General features: G+C 36.1%; 22 protein-coding genes and 1 pseudogene. 13 read left to right on the plus strand and 10 right to left on the minus strand.

All coding sequences use genetic code 11. The features are described from left to right. Window positions 1-7: 7 nt before the first annotated feature. From F4V44_RS19500 to F4V44_RS19515, 4 genes are all read left to right on the plus strand, one after another. Window positions 8-640: a metallophosphoesterase gene (locus F4V44_RS19500; RefSeq protein ID WP_150441691.1), complete on the plus strand. Its 633-nt coding sequence runs from the start codon at window positions 8-10 to the stop codon at window positions 638-640. 536 nt (window positions 641-1,176) lie between these two features. After that, window positions 1,177-2,697, plus strand: a complete 1,521-nt coding sequence (locus tag F4V44_RS19505; RefSeq protein ID WP_150441692.1) for a malate:quinone oxidoreductase — start codon at window positions 1,177-1,179, stop codon at window positions 2,695-2,697. 474 nt (window positions 2,698-3,171) lie between these two features. Then, complete coding sequence (locus F4V44_RS19510) at window positions 3,172-4,017, plus strand: DUF1259 domain-containing protein (protein WP_150441717.1); 846 nt, start codon at window positions 3,172-3,174, stop codon at window positions 4,015-4,017. 197 nt (window positions 4,018-4,214) lie between these two features. Next, window positions 4,215-4,955 carry a TerC family protein gene (locus tag F4V44_RS19515; RefSeq protein ID WP_150441693.1) on the plus strand — a complete coding sequence of 247 codons (741 nt, stop codon included), beginning with the start codon at window positions 4,215-4,217 and terminating at the stop codon, window positions 4,953-4,955. A gap of 72 nt (window positions 4,956-5,027) precedes the next feature. Here F4V44_RS19515 and F4V44_RS19520 read toward each other — a convergent pair whose 3' ends face one another. The 6 genes from F4V44_RS19520 to F4V44_RS19545 all read right to left on the minus strand — a co-directional run bounded on the left by F4V44_RS19520 (window position 5,028) and on the right by F4V44_RS19545 (window position 11,754). Then, window positions 5,028-6,266 (minus strand): saccharopine dehydrogenase family protein, encoded by a 1,239-nt coding sequence (locus F4V44_RS19520; protein ID WP_150441694.1) that lies wholly within the window; start codon window positions 6,264-6,266, stop codon window positions 5,028-5,030. Window positions 6,267-6,945: 679 nt separating this feature from the next. After that, the gene (locus F4V44_RS19525; RefSeq protein WP_150441695.1) at window positions 6,946-7,782 is read right to left on the minus strand and encodes an RMD1 family protein; all 837 of its coding nucleotides are present in this window, start codon (window positions 7,780-7,782) and stop codon (window positions 6,946-6,948) included. A gap of 210 nt (window positions 7,783-7,992) precedes the next feature. After that, window positions 7,993-9,105, minus strand: coding sequence for an ABC transporter permease (locus F4V44_RS19530; protein ID WP_223881974.1), 1,113 nt, complete (start codon window positions 9,103-9,105; stop codon window positions 7,993-7,995). A gap of 6 nt (window positions 9,106-9,111) precedes the next feature. After that, window positions 9,112-10,041 carry an ABC transporter ATP-binding protein gene (locus tag F4V44_RS19535; RefSeq protein ID WP_150441696.1) on the minus strand — a complete coding sequence of 310 codons (930 nt, stop codon included), beginning with the start codon at window positions 10,039-10,041 and terminating at the stop codon, window positions 9,112-9,114. A gap of 155 nt (window positions 10,042-10,196) precedes the next feature. After that, window positions 10,197-10,835 carry a PAQR family membrane homeostasis protein TrhA gene (gene trhA, locus F4V44_RS19540; protein ID WP_150441697.1) on the minus strand — a complete coding sequence of 213 codons (639 nt, stop codon included), beginning with the start codon at window positions 10,833-10,835 and terminating at the stop codon, window positions 10,197-10,199. A gap of 442 nt (window positions 10,836-11,277) precedes the next feature. Further along, the gene (locus F4V44_RS19545) at window positions 11,278-11,754 is read right to left on the minus strand and encodes a hypothetical protein (RefSeq protein WP_150441698.1); all 477 of its coding nucleotides are present in this window, start codon (window positions 11,752-11,754) and stop codon (window positions 11,278-11,280) included. A 399-nt stretch (window positions 11,755-12,153) separates the two neighbouring features. On the opposite strand from F4V44_RS19545, the gene F4V44_RS19550 reads away from it, so the two are divergent. Next, the gene (locus F4V44_RS19550) at window positions 12,154-12,993 is read left to right on the plus strand and encodes a bacteriochlorophyll 4-vinyl reductase (protein WP_150441699.1); all 840 of its coding nucleotides are present in this window, start codon (window positions 12,154-12,156) and stop codon (window positions 12,991-12,993) included. A gap of 167 nt (window positions 12,994-13,160) precedes the next feature. Here the strand turns inward: F4V44_RS19550 and F4V44_RS19555 are convergent, their stop codons facing one another. Continuing rightward, window positions 13,161-13,457, minus strand: a complete 297-nt coding sequence (locus F4V44_RS19555; RefSeq protein ID WP_150441700.1) for a hypothetical protein — start codon at window positions 13,455-13,457, stop codon at window positions 13,161-13,163. A 393-nt stretch (window positions 13,458-13,850) separates the two neighbouring features. Here F4V44_RS19555 and F4V44_RS19560 point away from each other — a divergent pair. From F4V44_RS19560 to F4V44_RS27970, 4 genes and pseudogenes are all read left to right on the plus strand, one after another. Beyond that, window positions 13,851-14,111 (plus strand): annotated as a pseudogene (locus F4V44_RS19560) (EAL domain-containing protein); the annotation flags it as partial. 152 nt (window positions 14,112-14,263) lie between these two features. Beyond that, on the plus strand, window positions 14,264-14,821 hold the full coding sequence (locus F4V44_RS19565) for an HD domain-containing protein (RefSeq protein WP_150441702.1): 558 nt from the start codon (window positions 14,264-14,266) through the stop codon (window positions 14,819-14,821). A gap of 160 nt (window positions 14,822-14,981) precedes the next feature. Continuing rightward, a complete protein-coding gene (locus F4V44_RS28495) occupies window positions 14,982-15,182 on the plus strand; it encodes a DUF7669 domain-containing protein (protein ID WP_449866994.1) in 201 nt (66 codons plus the stop codon). A 306-nt stretch (window positions 15,183-15,488) separates the two neighbouring features. Beyond that, the gene (locus F4V44_RS27970; protein WP_223881975.1) at window positions 15,489-15,731 is read left to right on the plus strand and encodes a hypothetical protein; all 243 of its coding nucleotides are present in this window, start codon (window positions 15,489-15,491) and stop codon (window positions 15,729-15,731) included. Between the two features lie 114 nt (window positions 15,732-15,845). On the opposite strand, the gene F4V44_RS19575 is transcribed toward F4V44_RS27970, so the two are convergent. Next, a complete protein-coding gene (locus tag F4V44_RS19575; RefSeq protein WP_223881978.1) occupies window positions 15,846-16,022 on the minus strand; it encodes a hypothetical protein in 177 nt (58 codons plus the stop codon). Here F4V44_RS19575 and tnpB point away from each other — a divergent pair. Next, the gene (gene tnpB / locus F4V44_RS19580; protein WP_150441704.1) at window positions 15,943-17,106 is read left to right on the plus strand and encodes an IS200/IS605 family element RNA-guided endonuclease TnpB; all 1,164 of its coding nucleotides are present in this window, start codon (window positions 15,943-15,945) and stop codon (window positions 17,104-17,106) included. The two genes, F4V44_RS19575 and tnpB, sit on opposite strands and share 80 nt — an antisense overlap. A gap of 258 nt (window positions 17,107-17,364) precedes the next feature. On the opposite strand, the gene F4V44_RS19585 is transcribed toward tnpB, so the two are convergent. After that, entirely contained in the window at window positions 17,365-17,709 is a 345-nt protein-coding gene (locus F4V44_RS19585; protein WP_150441705.1) for a glycosyltransferase family protein, read from the minus strand. A gap of 166 nt (window positions 17,710-17,875) precedes the next feature. Beyond that, a complete protein-coding gene (locus F4V44_RS28440; protein WP_150441706.1) occupies window positions 17,876-18,118 on the minus strand; it encodes an MGDG synthase family glycosyltransferase in 243 nt (80 codons plus the stop codon). Between the two features lie 490 nt (window positions 18,119-18,608). Between F4V44_RS28440 and F4V44_RS19595 the strand changes: the two genes are divergently transcribed. The 3 genes from F4V44_RS19595 to F4V44_RS19605 all read left to right on the plus strand — a co-directional run. After that, complete coding sequence (locus F4V44_RS19595; protein WP_150441707.1) at window positions 18,609-18,812, plus strand: DUF1657 domain-containing protein; 204 nt, start codon at window positions 18,609-18,611, stop codon at window positions 18,810-18,812. Window positions 18,813-18,916: 104 nt separating this feature from the next. Further along, complete coding sequence (locus F4V44_RS19600) at window positions 18,917-19,123, plus strand: DUF1657 domain-containing protein (protein WP_150441708.1); 207 nt, start codon at window positions 18,917-18,919, stop codon at window positions 19,121-19,123. Window positions 19,124-19,136: 13 nt separating this feature from the next. Continuing rightward, window positions 19,137-19,418 (plus strand): DUF421 domain-containing protein (locus F4V44_RS19605; protein WP_150441709.1); only part of this gene is annotated, 282 nt, incomplete at its 3' end.

The raw sequence follows: 19,418 nt of genomic DNA on the forward strand, positions 1-19,418 counted from the left end.
TATAAAAATGTCTCGAATTCTTGCCATTTCTGATATTCATGGTCATGTTGAAGGAGTTAAAATTCTTTTAGAGATGGCTAAATATAATCCGAAATCGGACAAGTTATTTCTACTCGGAGATTTTATTGATAGGCGTCCATTTACATGGAGCTCCATCGAATATATTATAGAACTGACTGAAAAAGGGGCCGAAGCAATTGTAGGAAATACAGATTACTTTTACAGGAAGAAAAAAAATGCGGATAAAAATAAGCAGTCCTTGCTCCGCTCTACGATTAAATTTATTGAATCCTTACCCTTATATATTGAGCATGAAAACTTTTTATTTGTTCATGCTGGAATTCGTCCAGGCATTGCTCTCCATAAGCAAACTCTCAAAGATTTAACAGAAATTCGGGAGCCCTTTTGGAAAACCCCTTACCCGTTTTCTAAGTTCGTAGTGTTTGGGCACACTCCTACCGAAAAAATGGGAGCAAAGCCTGGGGAAATTTGGGTTGGCCCAGGAATGCTTGGGATTGATACTGGGGCGAAACATGACTATCGCTTAACTTTAGTTAACTTAACAGAACACATCAGCTATTCTATATCAACAAACCCTAAGCACCTGTATAAAGATTTGCGTATTTCACACTTTAAGTAGGTTCGGTAGAGGACAAAGAGGGCAGGCTGTTGTATAGTTCAATCAATTTATAGAGAGTCATAGGATCTAACTTCCTATGACTCTTCTTATTTTTTACAAATGATTCCATCATTAGTAATAGTTTATCACTATAAGAATATGAATTTTATAATAATCCATATTTTTATATGTTAAAATGTAATAAATGAAACTGAGTATATGTTATAGAAATAGATAATTCTTATAAATTCGACATATTAATAGATGATTTTAGCGGAAGTAAGCTATAATAGAGATTAAAGAGATTTCAAATGAATCTGAAAATGTTTCACCACTGTTGTTTTATCTGAAACAATCAGCTTTTAAATAGCTTAGTATTACTATATAATAGACTTGTAAAAAAATATTCTAATATTTAAACAATACTGAAAGACTATAATGTGGTAATACTTGGTTCAGAAATGATGTGTGACTAAGTCGCGTCCTGTCTTGCTTTCATTTTCTAGTAGGGAGCGCTTACATTTTCTGTAAATCTTTAGGGTTAGGGATGGTAGAATATGAGTAACAGACAAACAAAAACAGATGTTATCTTAATTGGTGCTGGAATTATGAGTGCAACTCTAGGATCACTTCTGAAAGAATTAGTACCGGACTGGGAAATTAAAGTATTTGAAAAACTAGCAAACTCAGGAGAGGAAAGCTCTAACGAATGGAATAATGCTGGAACGGGCCATGCGGCATTATGCGAACTTAACTACACCGTTGAAAAATCAGACGGATCCATAGATATTAATAAAGCGATAAATATTAATGAACAATTTCAGGTATCTATGCAGTTTTGGTCCTATCTTGTAAATAACAAGCTGATACGTAATCCCAAAGATTTTATCATGCCGCTGCCTCATATGAGTTTTGTACAAGGGGAGCAAAATGTATCATTTTTAAAGAAACGTTTTGAAGCGCTGTCAAACAATCCATTATTCCAAGGAATGGAATTTTCTGATGACCCAGAAACATTGAAGAAATGGATTCCGCTTATGCTAGAAGATCGACCTTCAGATGAACCCATTGCAGCAACTAAAATTGACACAGGTACAGACGTTAACTTTGGGGCATTAACCCGTATGTTGTTTGAACATTTAGAAAGTAAAAATGTCAAAATTAATTACAACCATAGTGTTGATAACATTAAACGAACAAGTGACGGTTCTTGGGAGTTAAAAGTGAAGAATCTTCATAACGGTACGGTCGAACATCATACAGCAAAGTTTGTCTTTATCGGCGGTGGTGGAGGAAGCCTTCATCTGCTTCAAAAATCTGGAATTCCTGAAGGGAAACATATTGGAGGATTTCCTGTAAGCGGAATTTTTATGGTATGTAATAATCCGGAAGTTGTTGAGCAGCATCATGCAAAAGTATACGGAAAAGCGAAGGTGGGTGCACCGCCAATGTCTGTTCCGCATCTAGACACAAGGTTTATTGATAATAAAAAATCACTGCTATTTGGACCATTTGCTGGCTTCTCACCGAAGTTCCTAAAAACGGGTTCTATGATGGATTTAATTACCTCTGTAAAACCAGATAATGTCTTAACGATGCTGGCTGCAGGGGCAAAAGAAATGGCATTGACAAAATATCTGATTCAGCAGGTGATGTTATCGAAAGAACAGCGTATGGAAGAGCTGCGTGAATTTATCCCGAATGCTAAAAGTGAGGATTGGGATTTAATTGTAGCAGGTCAACGTGTACAGGTAATTAAAGATACAGAAGCTGGAAAAGGAACGCTGCAATTTGGTACTGAAGTTGTCAGCGCTGCTGATGGCTCAATCGCTGCATTACTTGGAGCTTCTCCTGGAGCTTCTACCGCAGTTTCAGTCATGCTTAAGGTATTAAATCAATGCTTCCCTCAGCATATGAATGCATGGAAGCCGAAGATTAAAGAGATGATTCCTTCTTATGGGATATCATTAATGGAAAACCCGGAACTAATTGATGAAATTCATACGTTAACAGCACAGTCACTTAGCTTAGCTGATAAGAGACAAGAAAAACAAGAGAGAGTACTTGAATTGGTCTAATAAAGGGTTTTATATCTCATGTTTGCGAAATTTGCTATATATAGTCGAGTTTGTTTGCGTTTTCAATGCAAAATTTGTAGATTAGTAGTAGTTTTTAGTGTCTTAGTAATCAATTTTGCTGGTTTAGTATAATTAAACGAATCTTATGGAAATAACTGTACCCCAATGGTTAGACACATTAACTATTGAAGGTACAGTTTTTTTGTGGTCAATGTTTGGTATCGTTCGTGCGCAATTACATTTTCATGAGATCCTATCCTCTTCTTTTTCTTATTTAAAACAGCAAAGGGAACGATTTCGTGAGTTGGTTTTATTGATTTGAGACCATCCTGTATTTCATAATAAATTGACAAACTCTGCGGTCCTCTTAATTCCCTAAAATAATAAAAATGCCCTGCCATATGATATCCAGTCGAATAGCTTAATAGGGAGCATTTTATAGGATGGGGGATTAGAGAAATGCATAATCATAATATGGAAGAAATGCAGCCAAGTAAGCTTTGCGAGCAATTTGCTAAAATTTTAGATGCGACACCATCAGTAATAAATGGCGTATGTACAGCAACTCGTTCGCGGACAAATATTCATCCAGTTGTTTTAGGTCGAAGGGCAGAGTCTTTTATGTTTGTTCCCCAGGCCTTTTCATTTGAATCCATTGATAGTCGCGGTAAAGCACTATGTTTGGGCGAGACTGTTATTCTCCAAGAAGAAGTAAATCCTTTTATATCTGTATTAAGAGACAATGATATCCTAGTCACGGCCTTGCATAACCACTGGTTATTTGATGAACCGCGTCTAATGTATATCCATTTCGAGTCTATTGATGAACCACTTGAGTTTGCAAAGAAGACGAAGGAAGCATTAAAGGTCTTGATAAATCGAAATGTGGGTAGATTTGGTATGGGAATGATGCATGGTAATCGTGGGGCAGAAGAGCTTTGTGAAGAATTCAATCAAATTCTTGGTGGAAGTTTTACATTTGAAGACGGAGTTTGCATGGTGATGAAATCACGACTGGAGCTTAATCCTCGTATTTTGGGAAGACCAAGCAGATCATTCTTAGCCGTGCCTCAAATGTTTAATTTCGAATCACTTACTCCTGATGGAAGAGCCTTATGCAGCGGAGAATCTGTTCTCTTGCAAGAGGAATTTAATCCTTTAGCTAGTAAACTTCGCGAGCGGGACATTCTTATCACCGCATTTCACAACCATTGGCTTTTTGAGGATCCACGACTCATGTATATTCATTTTGTTAAAATTGATCATCCGGTTAAATTTGCAAAGGATGTAGAAGAATCCTTAAAGGTTCTAAAAAATTAAATAACTTTAGGAATCTAAATAGAAACTCTTTCCAAAATTAGAATAATCATTCATATTTCCAATAAACGAACGGTTCTCAAGAGGTCGGTAATAACCAAACTTTCTGAGAGCCCTTTTTGTTTAGGAAAACAAAACTTCCCAATGAAATGATCATGAATCAAAAAAATAATGCGTATATAAAAGGGAAGGGGGAGGTTATGGAACTTTCACTATTACTGGAATACAGTTGGGTCTTGCTAATCTTAATCCTCTTAGAAGGTCTGTTATCCGCTGATAATGCATTAGTCTTAGCCATTATCTCGAAACACTTGCCAAAAGATGAGCAAAAAAAAGCCATTAATTTGGGTTTATTGATGGCTTTTGTATTTAGGATTGGTGCTATTTTTATCATCTCATTTCTTTACCATGTTTGGCAGATACAAGCGCTTGGAGCCGGTTATCTCATTTTTATTTCAATCAAACATCTAATCAAAAAAGGGAAGAAAGAAAAGAAGAAAAAACAGACAGGCTACCGTATGACAGTTGTGCAAATTGCGTTAGCAGACATGGCTTTTGCCATTGATTCTATTCTAGCAGCCGTAGCATTGGTCATCGCCCTTCCGAAAACTACATTCAGCAAAGTTGGCGGTATGGATGGAGCTCAATTTATTGTTATTCTGTTAGGTGCGATTGCAGGATTAATTGTCATACGTTATGCTGCTAATTTCTTTGTTAAACTCCTGGTTCAAAGACCAAGTCTTGAAACAGCTGCTATGATTATAGTAGGGTGGGTAGGAGTAAAATTACTGATGCATACAATGGCACATCCATCTGTACAATTTATTTCTCATGAGTTTGTTGAAGGTCCTATTTGGAAGAGTATTTTTTGGTCTGTCATGCTGCTGATTGCTCTAGGAGGGTGGTTTTTTTCAAAGGATAAAAACAGGGAAGATAAATAACATCATTCTTCAAAAGAAAATGATTAACAAAAAGGGGGACATAATATCCCCCTTAGTAACTTTTGTATTAAATTATCTAACAAACTCTGATTCTTTTTCTTTAACTGGTTCTGAATCAACCATTACTGGGCTGAAGTCTTCCTTCCATGGTAATCCCCATTTGTTTAGAGCTTCCATGAATGGATCTGGATCAAATTCTTCAATGTTGAATACGCCAGGTTTATTCCATTTACCAGTCAGCATCATCATGGCACCAATCATCGCTGGAACACCTGTTGTATAAGATACTGCTTGAGAACCAACTTCACGGTAGCATTCTTCATGGTCACAAACATTGTATACATAGTACGTTTTTTCTACGCCGTCTTTTTTTCCTTTGAAGATACAGCCAATATTAGTTTTACCCTTCGTACGAGGTCCTAGTGTAGCCGGATCTGGTAATACAGCTTTCAAGAACTGAAGTGGAATGATTTGTTTGCCTTCGAATTCAATTGGTTCGATAGAAGTCATTCCAACGTTTTCAAGACATTTTAGGTGTGTTAAATAACTTTCGCCAAATGTCATAAAGAAACGGATACGCTTAAGTCCAGGGATGTTTTTCGCAAGGGATTCAAGCTCTTCGTGGTACAGTAAGTACATATCCTTCTCGCCAACTTCATCAAAGTTGTAGACACGTTTGATTTCCATTGGTTTTGTTTCAATCCATTCACCATTTTCCCAATATCTTCCGTTTGCAGATACTTCACGGATATTGATTTCAGGATTAAAGTTTGTCGCAAACGGATAGCCATGGTCGCCGCCATTACAGTCTAGAATATCGATGGTTTCAATTTCATCAAAGTAATGCTTTAATGCGTAAGCAGAGAATACACCTGTTACACCTGGGTCAAAGCCGCTGCCTAAAAGTGCTGTAATACCAGCTTTTTCAAAACGCTCCTTGTATTCCCATTGCCATTTGTATTCAAATTTTGCTGTATCTTCAGGCTCATAGTTAGCTGTATCTAAATAATTTGTTTTTGTTGCTAAGCAGGCATCCATGATTGTTAAATCTTGATATGGAAGGGCAAGGTTCATGACGATATCTGGTTTTACTTCTTCAATTAATGCAATCAGTTCGTCCACATTGTCAGCATCCACTTGGGCAGTAGTAATTTTTGTTTTGCCGCCATCTAATTTCTCTTTTAATGCATCACATTTTGACTTTGTACGGCTTGCAATGCAAATTTCTTCAAAAACCTCACTGTTTTGTACGCATTTGTGGATAGCCACAGATGCGACTCCGCCACAACCAATAATAAGTGCTTTTCCCATTTTCCTATCTCCCAACATAATAGATTTTTGAAGTGCAAAGAGGAGGACGATTGAATGCTAGATTAAACTCGCCGTCGAATTTGCATCTGGATTTTGATTGAGCGAACTCGATCAAATTGTTGGTTCGAACTCCTCAACGATCATTCCCTTTTTCACGAAAAAAAGCAAGTGCAAACGCCTCATCGTGCATTTCACTTGCTTTTGATATGTTCTATATTAAAAAGTATGTATAGTTATGAATATTAGTGACATAAATATACACCTGCAAAAAGTCATTGGACGTTTTAGCAGAAAGCTCTTTAATATTCGAATATATCATCATAGGATCAGAGTCTATATAGCAAATAATTACTTTTACCACTCTTATTGACCGTTTCACAAGTTGATGTGCAGATGCACTGGTTATAAAGTAACCAACTTATAAAATTTGAGCTTTTAACTCAATCAATAAGGCAACTAAAGTTGCCAATCGGCGTTTGACCCGGCGCACCGTTGCCTTAACTTCCCGAAGGAGGTGGTCAAAATTATCTGCTTGGAAAGATCCCGATATACTCAAATAGCAGCTTTCCAAATCACGATTTTTATAATAACAATCAATTTAAAAAATAGCAATAGAAAATTTACAACTTATAAAACTTTTTTACTTGGACAGTATGTCTCAACTAAATTGGTACAGTAATTATGGCAGCCATCCAATATATTCAGAAACCGTCATTAATATTTCAATCAAAATTAATATGACGATTACCCATTCAACAAAAAGTCCGCGGATAGAGTGGCTGATGTTTGAAAATCCGTCCATGATGTTATATAGAGTCTCCGTTTTGCTTTTTAAAATCGTATAGCGGTCATTAAGTTCGAAAAACTCTGACATTTTATCGTAGAACTCATTAGCTGTATTGCTTGTCCAAGTAATGTCAGGCTTATCCAAAATCATGATATACGCATGGGTGTTGTATTCATGACGGACAATTTCTGCTGTCATCTTGGCTAATCTCTTATTACCAATCCTCATTTTTCCTTTTTCAAGTCGGTCTATCAGGATTTCAAGCTGGTCATTAATTTTCCCAAGATGTACTTCCGTTTTTTCGAGTGCAACAGATTTAGCCAGCACAGTAGAGATAATTTCCGGATAAAATGTATCATACTCAGGAATGACAACATATTCATCGGTCAGTTCAATTTCTTCTGTCTTTCCCGTTTGCAAACTATAATCGTCTGTATAGGTATAGGCAAGTGTAAGGTTCACTTCCGGCTCAAAGGATTTAATATATTGAAATAAAATATTAATCTCCTCTTCATGAGTATGGTTAATAAATACCACACTGCCAAAGGAGAAAACAAGAACATACTGCGAATCTTTGACCTCTCGTTTAAGGATTGATGTTAATACAGTACCTTTCAGAATAAGAGGCTCTTCCCATGTGAACTTTTTAGGGATTCCGCATTGAATCGCAATCTTATTCAAGTCAATTTCATTTGTAATGGAAAATGCTTTAAATGTCATTTCTTTCATTGTTTCACTCTTTTCATCGAGATGTTGTTTTTGTAATAATTTTCATATGTTTTGAAAGAATAATATCTATATATTATTTTAACATGCAAAAAAGTTAGAATTATAGGGAAATTGTAAATTGTTTTTAAAAGAAGGGACAATCCTTGTTGGAAAATAACTTCAAAAAAACAGACACCTTCCAAAAAGGACGATGTCTGTTAGGGGATAAAATTATCTTGTAGCCACAATCGATTTTCTTTTATATAGGAGGGAGCCTAAAATAAACATCACAATTCCCCAAATAACTAGAATACCGATACCAATCCAAAGTGAACTTGAAAATATACTGGTAGAATACACCATACTATCTCTGAGTCCTTCAACAAAATAAGTGAGTGGCAGGACATTCGATAGCGGTTGTATCCAGTCAGGAATTGCTTCAACTGGAATGAAAATGCCGCTTAAAAACATCATTAAGAAACTAACAATATTGGCAATTCCCATATAGGCCTCTGTTGTTTTGCTGAATGAGGAAAAGAAATAACCAAGCGCATTAAAGGACAGTGCTCCTAAGATGAAAACGACCAGGAGGCTGGGAAAATTGATATATAGCTTTGCACCAAATACAAATACACCGATGAATGATAATAAGATGATTTGAACAATGCTGAATAGTAATCGCATAACCATATCACTAAAGCCAAAGATATTCATGTTAGCAGGGGTCATTCGTAATCTTTTTATTAACCCTTTACGATTCATATCCACTAAATCAACCATGCCAAACATACCGGCCTGGGCAATTGATAGGGCAATCATCCCTGTAAGCAGAAAATCTGTGTAGTTTAATTCTTGATCAGCAGAAGTGATGGACTCAAATTGTAAGTTAAAGGTAGGAGTAGCGCCAGCAGCAGATAGATTAGCCCGTTGTACAAAATCATTCAGCATACCTGATAGAGCCTGAGCTGTGACACCTTGTTCATCTTCCTTATTGAGAACTAGCAGGATGGATGTGGCTTCTGTTGATTCAGGAAGAACAATAGCCGCATCGATTTCTTGATCTTTGACCATTCCTTCTGCTTTATTACGGCTAACAGGCCCATTAGCTTCCATTTTAAGCACAGGAATTTGTTTAATTTGACTCAACAGCATATCAGAGGTTGGATTTGGATTTTCATCTACAATGGCCACTTTTGCAGAGAATTCGTCGTCAGAATTGCCGCCAAAAATAGTCATAAAAATGACCATTAAGATAACAGGGAAGAAAATCCCCCAAAACCACGCCTGCTTTTCCCGTAATGTCATTTTCAATTGAGCTAAGAACATGTGCTTGAATTGCTTCATACGAGGCTAATCCCTCCATTCTTTTCCAGTAAATTCAATAAATACATCCTCTAAACTCATTTCACGAATGGAGACTTGTTCTACTTGATAATTCTTTTCTTTTGTAAAACCAAATAATGTATATAATGTATCCTCGGGGTGTGCAGTCCATAGTGTTAAAGAAGTTCCATCTATTTCACTGCGAACAACGGAATCAAGGGTTTCCATGAAACGAAGCACTTCTTTCGCTGCTTCGGGGCCGTCTAGGAAGGATAATCGGACAGCTCTTTCTTTTGTTAACTGTTCGATAAGGGAAGCTGGAGAATCAATGGTGACAATTTTTCCTTGATCAATAATGCAGACACGGTCACTTAATTGCTCAGCCTCTTCCATATAATGGGTCGTTAGGATAGTTGTTTTACCTAATTCTTTCAGCTGGAGAATGATGTCCCAAATATTACGTCGTGCTTGTGGATCAAGCCCGGTGGTCGGTTCATCCAAGAAAATAATATCAGGATCGCTAATCATTGCGAGTCCAATCGCAAGGCGTTGACGCTGTCCGCCAGAAAGTTTTTTCACTTGCTGCCGGCGGTGATCATTCAAGTTAATCAACTCCAAGATTTCCTCGGTTGAACGGGCATCGTCGTAAAAGGTCGCAAAAAGGTTAAGATTTTCTTCAGGAGTTAATAAATCAAACAAGGCACTCGATTGAGGCTGGACTCCAATCATTTTTTTAATTTTATTCGCATCTTGATTCCAATTTAATTCTCCAAAGCGAATTTCACCTGCATCTGGTGGAACTAATCCTTCAATCATTTCAAGAGATGTCGTTTTTCCGGCTCCGTTAGGACCAATGATTGTGAATATTTCGCCTGCTTTTACAGAAAAGCTGACATCCTCCACAGCCCGGACTGATCCAAATGATTTTTTTAGATTCATTACTTCTAAAATTGTCATCCTTTCCCCTCACTTTCCTGGCAATTGCAACATAACCTAATACGCTATACTATTCAGAAAAGTTTCACAATAATCCTCATAAACTTTCAAGTTGTGAAGAGAGGATGATAAAAAGAGAAAAAACAGGCGTCCTTAGTAGGATACCTGTTTCTTTTTTAAGGGAGTAGATAAAGAACGGCAAAGAAATGACAGACTGTACCACCGAGAACGAATAGATGCCAAACAGCGTGGTGGTGTTTAAATAGCTTCCACATATAGAAAATAGCGCCGATGGTGTAACATAAACCACCGATGATTAATAAGACTAAACCGGAAGGGTGAAGATTTGTCGCTAAATCTTTCCACACAAATACGATTAACCAACCCATGAATACATAAAGAAGAGTAGAGGTGAAAAGGAATTTTTTGACGAAAAAAGATTTAAAAACCGTACCGCCGATAGCTAGTCCCCATACGATACCAAACAATGTCCATCCAACCCAATTATCCACAGCAAGGAATAAAAACGGCGTATAGGTTCCGGCAATAAAAAAATAAATGGAAGTATGATCCATAATTTCGAAAAAGTCCTTCGCCCTTCCAGGAGGCAAAGCATGTAATAACGTTGATGATGTATAAAGCAAAAGCATCGTTACTCCAAATAAAGTAAAACTGACAACATGCCAGGCATTACCATAAAGGGAGGCAAACACAATTAATAAAACTAGTGCAGCAATGCTTAGAATTATACCAATCCCATGGGTAATGGAATTAGATATTTCTTCTTCCTTTGAGAAGACATGTGTATTTGCCATTAAGAATGACCTCCTGTTTTCTCCATTTGTAGAAAATAGAGAGATAAAAAAACAATATTCAGCTCGCAATAAAGTCAAACATGTAAACCATTATATTTTTACAAGCTTAAAGAGCTTTTATTATATTCCTTTCTAACAATCTTTTGTAGTGACATTTGTAATAGATGAGGGATTTGATGAACTACGCCCGCACACTTGTGACTAGCTTCAAGTCAAACAGTCGAGTTTTTTTGGTCCATAGGATCGTTAGAAACTTGCGACTTTAGTCGTGAGAGGCTTATTTCAAGGTATAGAAGAGGACTGTCTTGAAGTGAAGGCAGACAGAATATTTAATTATGTGTGAAACGTTTCTTGTGGTTAGCTATTAGTGGCATGAAAGGATATTTATCTTAATCATTTTTTCGTTAAAAAGTACTGCTCACATCAAGCAGTACTTTTCCCTTTATTGTAATAAGTTATTTAGTAGAATGGATTTCTCGCCTTCCAAGCTTACTTTTCCATTTGGCTGTACCCATGCTTGAATAATACCTAATTTATCCAGACCTTTACTTATTTTTCCAACACGGTATCTTAATCTTGGGATATCAGGATTTCCTAAGATGTAAAATAGAGTATTAGAATAATTATATTGCTGTTGAAATCTCATAATTTGTTCAAGCTGTTCGGCTAAATGGATACCTATTTGAGAACTATCGAATATTCGATCTGTTCCCATTTGATTAACTGCTTGATTTCCACGTGATTCAATTAAAAATCTGCAAGACTTTAATTCGGCAATGAGATCGACATCAGTTCCATTTCTTGCAAATTTTACAGTACATCCTTTCTTTTCGAAAAAAGCTGCAATTGCTTGATTTACCTGAATCTGAGTCATAATGAATGGATCCGAATTTTTCATAGTTGAACGTGGTATAGACATGTTTTCAAGCCCCTTTTAAAAATTGTTTATACTATATATATTTGCTATTGTAGGCAACTATTCCTTCTAAAATATATGATTTTTCTGATAATTTTGTATTAAATATTTCCCAATTATATGAAGCTAACCAAAAAAGGCTGTACTTCATAGAGTGTAAGTGTTAGCTATCAACGATGGATTCAGGGAAATTGGAAATGTTAAATAGAGTAAGCATTAAAGAGGAACGACGCAACATTCCCCGTCAGATTCAATATGGTAAAATAATGAGATAGGGGAGATATACTAAATGAATAATGAGAAGGTAAACTAAATTTGTTTATTTACTGACAAAATGCTGAAATTACATATTTAAGAGCAACTTTCATTTAAAATAGTTAACAAACGAGGGGGTAAAATAGCATGGCTAATAAGAAAGGAACATCGCGCGCTGTAGAGCTTATCGTATCAAATGCTTTAAAAATACCAGGGGTTAAAGTGGACCGTAAAGAATTTTTAACCCAAACCTTCGCGGATAAATACGATACCGAAACATTGAATATGGTCTTAACAAAAGGACCTATTGAGGCCGGAATAAGCCCGGAAAAAATCAATCGAGTGGCCAAATCCCTCATCGAAAAGCGAACCTTTCAAAGCTCCAGTGCATCATTTGCAGCTGGCTTACCAGGAGGCTTTGCGATGGCTGCAACCATTCCTGCCGATACGCTCCAATTTTTCGGAGTTGTATTACGATTAGCGCAGGAGTTAGCCTATTTATATGGATATAAGGATATATGGGAAGAAAATGAATTAGATATGGAACGTGTAAGAGGAGAATTAATTTTATTCCTAGGGGTTATGTTTGGTGTCGGCGGCTCCGCAGCGGCTCTTAAAATGCTGACAACTAAATTATCCGAGAAGTTGTTTAGGAAACTGACGCAGCGTTCATTGTCTAAGACCATTTCTTCCGCTATTATTCGGAAAATCGCTGCCCAAATCGGGATGAAACTTTCAAAGGACACGTTCGCTAAGGGAATATCAAAGGTTGTTCCTATTCTAGGCGGTGCTGTCTCTGGAAGTATCACCTATGCAACAATGAAAAAGATGGGTGCACGCTTAAGCAGTACTTTGTACGAATCTCTTGAATATACACCTCAGGATTATGAAAAGGATTTAAATGAAATCAAAAAAGAAATGCCTGATATTATCGATGCAGAATTCACAGAAGTTGAAGAAGAGATTTTACCGAGTGAATCAAAATAATCATAAGTATTTTGCACGCAAAAAGCGCTTCCGGTACCTAGAAGCGCTTTTCCTTTTCATGCAGCAAGCGGCTGCTGCTTATATTCGAATTAATATTTTATTAAGTTTATTTTATGAGTCTTTAACTATTTTGATTTTAGTCATCACTCCTTTCCATCATTTTTTTCTTAAGAATCACCTGGACCTACAAATCGTAATGCGGCAGGGGAGAAAAAGACAATTTTTCTCTTCGTTTCCTCCATTTGTATTCGGATCCAACCAGTTAGATTAACGCCTTCCTGGGATATAAAAATGCTTTGTAAAGCCTGATTTTTAAACGCCCTCACTTCTTTTTCCATTGTTTTCATCATCGTTAGAATCTTCATTGAAGAAACAGCTTTCCGGACTGGTGTTAATGTTCCAGCTCCTTTGCTGATGGGGTCTAGAACAGGAACCTTTCGACGGCGCAGAATAAGAAATATCATTCTTTCATCACTACCTTTCCGAAAAGAATATTAGGGGTTCTTATTCCCATGGCTTAATAATTCAACATTTACGTACGATGTCCTTTTCTTTCTGTTATTTTTTCTCTCGTCAATATTCACTAAAAATCGCTTCCTATCTAGTTCAACTGATAAAACAACTGAAAATCTAGTATCTAAAGAAATGGGATATTAGGGTTTGTTGTTGAATATACAAGAATGGTTATGTACGGAAAAAATAAATGGATTTAATTACTCTTATCCAGTAGTTGGGGCTAAGTGTAAGGTGCCGTGTAAGAAGAAACTAAATAGTGGAAATATCATTAAAAAAATGAGAAAATATTCCTAAAATTCTCGTATTAATACATATTACGAAAGTAAAGATATTCCTCCTTTAACTACCTTAAATCCTTTCAATTGGATGGTGTAAAAATAGACCGGTCATTTATTCGAAATATCTCCAACCAATCGGAGCATGCCGGTATTACAACGGCTATGATTAAAATGGCTCAACATCTCAAAATGGAAGTCATTGCAGAAGGGGTTGAAACGGAAACAGAACTTTCATTCCTACAGCAACACGACTGTCACCATGTACAAGGGTTTTATTTTGGCAAACCTTGTCCTGTTGAAGAATTTGAAGAAACATATATGTAGGGGAATGTTTCCTTTGATTCATGTTCTTTATCCATTTCAAAAGGAAGCAAAGCACACACTAAAAGCTCAAAAACCCTCTACGAAGAAGTGGAGAGTTTTACCTATAATCTAGTATGCTGACTTCAACTGACTTTTTTTAGGAGGCTATGAAAATGAATCTAATTGATCAAGCTATTATATTTGCAGCAAAAGCACATATGGGCCAGACTCGCAAATCTTCTGATATTCCTTATATTACACATCCTTTTTCTGTGGGTATGCTTTTGCAGAAAGAAAATTGTTCAGAGCAGGTTATTGCTGCGGGAATTCTGCACGATACACTGGAGGATACAGCTGCGACTTATGAACAGTTAAAAGAACACTTTGGAATACGCGTGGCCAATTTAGTCCTAGCAGCATCTGAACAGGATAAAAGTCTGTCTTGGGAAGAGCGGAAGAAACATACAATTGACAGCCTAAAAGATGCTGCGTTAGAAGAAATTCAAGTTATCACTGCAGATAAATTACATAATCTACTAACGATACATTTTGATTTGGATACAATAGGAGAGGCCGTTTGGGATCGTTTTAAACGGGGGAAAACAGAGCAGCACTGGTATTATGCCAGTATGGTCAGAGAATTAATGATTCATCAGAATGAATTTAAGTTGATACTAGAGCTAAAGAAAGAGGTAATAAAGGTATTTGGTTCAATGGACGTGCCGTATTAATTGTTGACCTGATAATGAAATATAAAAAATATACTGATTATATTTTTAGATAGGAGAATTTTAATGGGGCTATATAAGTTAGACATTAGAAAAGGAGAAAATCTGCAAACAGGTAGACTGGAAAAAGTCATAATATTGGAAAGTAAGCATATATAATCAAATTATCAAAGAATATCCTGACATTAATCGAAACATAGTTGGTTGCCAACTAATCCAAGATTGTGTGAATCATACTTCACGAAAGCATTATCCTTCAGACCAACAAGACCTTTATTATCTTGAAGGCAAAGGGAAATATAGACTATATGACTCGTCAACAGATGGAAAATGGACATGGGAAGAAAAACAAATTTTAGAATAGTTACTCATTAGATTTTTCTTTTGGAACATATAATCACACTTCCTTTTTCGTACTACTATTCATAGGATTTAACTAGTCATATAAGATTACCCTTCAAGTTTATAAAAATTTGAAGAGTATATAATTGATTCTGAGTTTCTTCTATGTTAAGAAATCCATAAAGATACACTAGATTATAAAGGCTACGTTAATATTCAGATTCCTAAAGGTGAAGATATTTTATGTCCGTTTATTGATTTTTTATATGAATCTTGGGGAATTGAAAACGTAGGGATTCGAGAACAGGAGCAAGGTGTATATATTTCAATGAAGGCAGGGGAAATATCTCTCCGTCATTCAGTTCCATTTAAACTAGACCAGCTTATTCCTTTTATAAAAGAGGGAACGATTGAGGTTGCCGAGGGGTTATTTATTGTTCGAAGTGCTTATCGTAAAACGAATTTAGAACCGCCAATCAAGATGTTGGATGAGATCAAACAATTAGCTGAACAAGAGAATATGACGATGAGTCAGTGGGTTGAGCAAGGAATTAATCAAGCTCTTAATTGAATTTTAATAATTTTGGAGGATTTATCGGATTTCCGACAGAAGACTCCCACTTCAAGGAACGAGAAGGGTGGAGCCCAGTGAGTAAGTGGGAGATGAATGTAGGTAGGCGTTAGCCTAAGCTTGTTTTTTGAGGTATTCCTCGATTAACTTTTCAAGAATTTTGCTTGCGTCTGTACCTTCTTTAACAGCTTGAATTTTAAGTTGTTGAATAATGTTTTCGTCTAATGATGTAGTAAATTTTTTTCTAGCCATTGAACTCATTAACAAGACGATCGGTTCTGCAAGATTCATTTTTAATTTCTTTTTAGGTAAACAGAGGAACAAAGATACTTACTGGTACATCGTTGAAGAGATGGTTCAAAACGGTCAGCTTCCTAGGAACAACTGGAAAGGCGAGTGTCTGAACAAATACGAAACAGTCAAAGCTATTCCAGAACTAAAAAGGAAGTATTCCTTTTTGAAAGAAGTGGATAGCATCGCTTTGCAAAAATCTGTTGAAAATTTAGCCGATTCTTATGACCGTTACTACAAAAAACAAAATAAGTATCCACGTTTCAAGTCTAAAAAGAATCCTGTTCAATCCTATACGACTAAGTATACGAATGGAAATATGGCTGTGAACGGGCGCTATATTAAGTTACCTAAACTGGGTCTTGTTCGCTTTGCGAAAAGTCGTGAAGTCGAGGGAAAGATACTGAATGCTACTATTAGGCGTAACCCATCAGGCAAATACTTCATTTCCATCGGAACAGAAGTGGAAGTGAATGAATGCTCAAAAAACCATTTGGCTGTTGGAATTGACGTTGGATTGAAAGACTTCGCTATCCTTTCCGATGGAACGAATTACTCTAATCCGAAGTTTTTTCGCACGTGGGAAGAGAAGTTAGCAAAAGCACAACGAAGGATGAGTAGACGAACAATCGGCGGTGCGAATTGGTACAAAGCAAAAATCAAAGTAGCACGTCTACACGAGAAAATCGCAAACGCAAGAAATGATTACTTACACAAAATTTCCACTGAGATGGTCAAAAACCACGACATCATCGGGATGGAAGATTTGTCAGTGAGTAATATGCTGAAAAATCACAACCTCGCTAAAGCCATCAGTGAAGTATCATGGTCACAGTTCAAAACGATGATTGAATACAAAGCGAAATGGTATGGAAAACAAGTGGTCACGGTGGCAAAAAACTTTCCATCTAGTCAGCTTTGTTCTTGCTGTGGCTACCAAAATAAAGACGTTAAAAATCTTGGTTTGCGTGAATGGGAGTGTCCTAAATGTCATACCTATCATGACCGAGATATTAATGCAAGCTTAAATCTTAAAAATGAAGCCATAAGACTTCTAACCGTTGGTGCGACGGGGATCGCCTAATCAATAACTAGCCGATAGGCTGGTGTTCTTAGGAATCTCCCCCTTCAATCAGACTGCAAGGTCGATAAGGGGTGAGTAGTTCAAGTTTCCACACACAAGTCATTGGGAAGCTGTTGCTTGGTTAGAGTTAGTATAGTAATTTATACAGAACGGATTCCGAATCTGGAATGCGTTTTTTCTTGTTGTTCTAAAAAAGGATTAAAGATTTTTTTGTTGAAGTTATTGAACTAACGGTAAAGTCTAGTTTAATAATTGTATTTAGTTTTGTTCAATAATTGGGCCATTTTTTTTAATAACACCTAAAAAATTGTGAAGGATTAGAATAGGCTTACGCTTAAGAAGACTTTCACTGATTGTTACTCCCCTAGGTTTTGTTAAAATCGCATCGATTTGATCATAAAGATCATTCATTTTCTTTCTACAGCTGATATAAGGATAAGGAACCACATAATGATTTTGTAGCCTTTTTAGCTTTTCATATAATTTTATATTTTCCCCACATAGTACATAAAATTGGATAGGTTGAAGAGAATTCGTAGATCCAAGATTTTTGAGTAATTCTTCTATTCCCCCAACCCCCAGATTTCCACCTGAAATTAACACCGAAAATACTTACTTTTTTTATACTCTGGTAGTTGTAACTGTTTTTTATATTTGAATGGATAGGTATTCCTTTAATGAAATTTTTCTTATTGCCAATTCCTCTATGTGTTAAATATTCCTTCATTTGATAGGCTGGGACAAAATGAAAGTCTATATGGTCTAATCCCTAAAAACGATGTATAAAATAATCCGTATACACATTGATTACTGGAATCTTTATATCATTTCTCTTTTTCATATAATTAAGCATATAAGTAGGTAAAGCATGGATACAAATAATTAAATCTGGTTGTTTTTCTTCTAAAAGCTTCTTTATAAAAGACAAAAATAACGATTCATATATCCGATAACGCTTATTTTCCTTGATATTTTTGTAGAGTTTCTTCTTACCAGGTGTTAGACAGTTCAATAGCTACTTTGCGGGGATTATTCAAGTTCCATTTCGGACCTTTGTTTTATATGCCTATACAGGGTCAGTCTTATGGGTATCCATATTAATCAGTATCGGTTATGTGTTCGGTAATCATTGGCAGATGGTTTTTACTTGGATAGAACATTTTTTGAAGTTCATCTTAGTCATATTGTGTTATATAATAACTATTTTTCTTCTTTGGAAATGGTGTAGTTGGTTTAGAAAATATTCTAACATTCACGAGGAGGAATCGGAATAGACTACTACCCACCAGATTAGAACCTATACCGTCCTATTGGATGACAATCAGAATTGAGTTTCATTTTATATCGATCCTAATATTGTAATTATGTTTATCCTTTCCAAAATAAAAAGCTTCACTCCAATAGAAATACTTCGAATAAGTTATATTAATTCATACATACTTTTAAGCACAAAGTAAAAAATATGTTTGTATTTGAATCTTTAAAGAAAGTGGGAATATAACATGACCGTAATTACACAAGTGAAACAAACCATTGCTGGACTAAAAAGCGCTCAAGCAAGCCTAGAGACTTTTTCCTTAGGCACAGATAACCAAGAAGCAAAACAGTTATATGCAGATGCTGCTAAACAAACGCAAGCCATTATTGATAGTATTGAGCCACGTATGCAACAAATTCAACAGGAAGAACCACAATATAATCAATAATGATATTTAAACCGATTACATTGTGTTAATCGGTTTATTTTGCATGTAAAGTAAATCATAAATTAGAATTTATAATTTAACCAGTATACAAGGATGATGAAAAAATGACTGTTATTTCAAACGTAAAGCAATGTATCGCCACACTAAAAGGAATTGAAGCTCAATTATCCACTCTCGCTTTACAATCTCAAGATGAAAGTGCACAAAAAGTCTTTCATGAATCGATGCTAACAATAGAAGAAGTGCAAAAAGATCTTCACAAGAGGCAGGTTGAAATAGAACGAGAAGAACCACAATATAAACAATCGTAATCGGGGTGAAACCATGTCTGAGTGGGCACATATTATTATTCGTTCTGTCATTTTTATTGTTGTGTTAATCTTTATGACAAGACTTCTAGGGAAAAAACAAATATCTGAAATCAGCTTTTTTGAATATGTCTCAGGGATTACGATTGGTAGTATTGCCGGTGAGGTTATCATGGGTTTGGAAAGAAACATCGGTCATGGAATACTTGCGATTGTGATTTTTGCTGTTATTACTTTATTAGTCGACTACTCTGCATTAAAAAGCCAAAAGTTCAGAAAGTTAGTTGAAGGAACTAAA

This window comes from Niallia endozanthoxylica (assembly GCF_008710145.1).
GTDB classification, from domain to species: Bacteria; Bacillota; Bacilli; order Bacillales; family Cytobacillaceae; genus Bacillus_BD; species Bacillus_BD endozanthoxylica.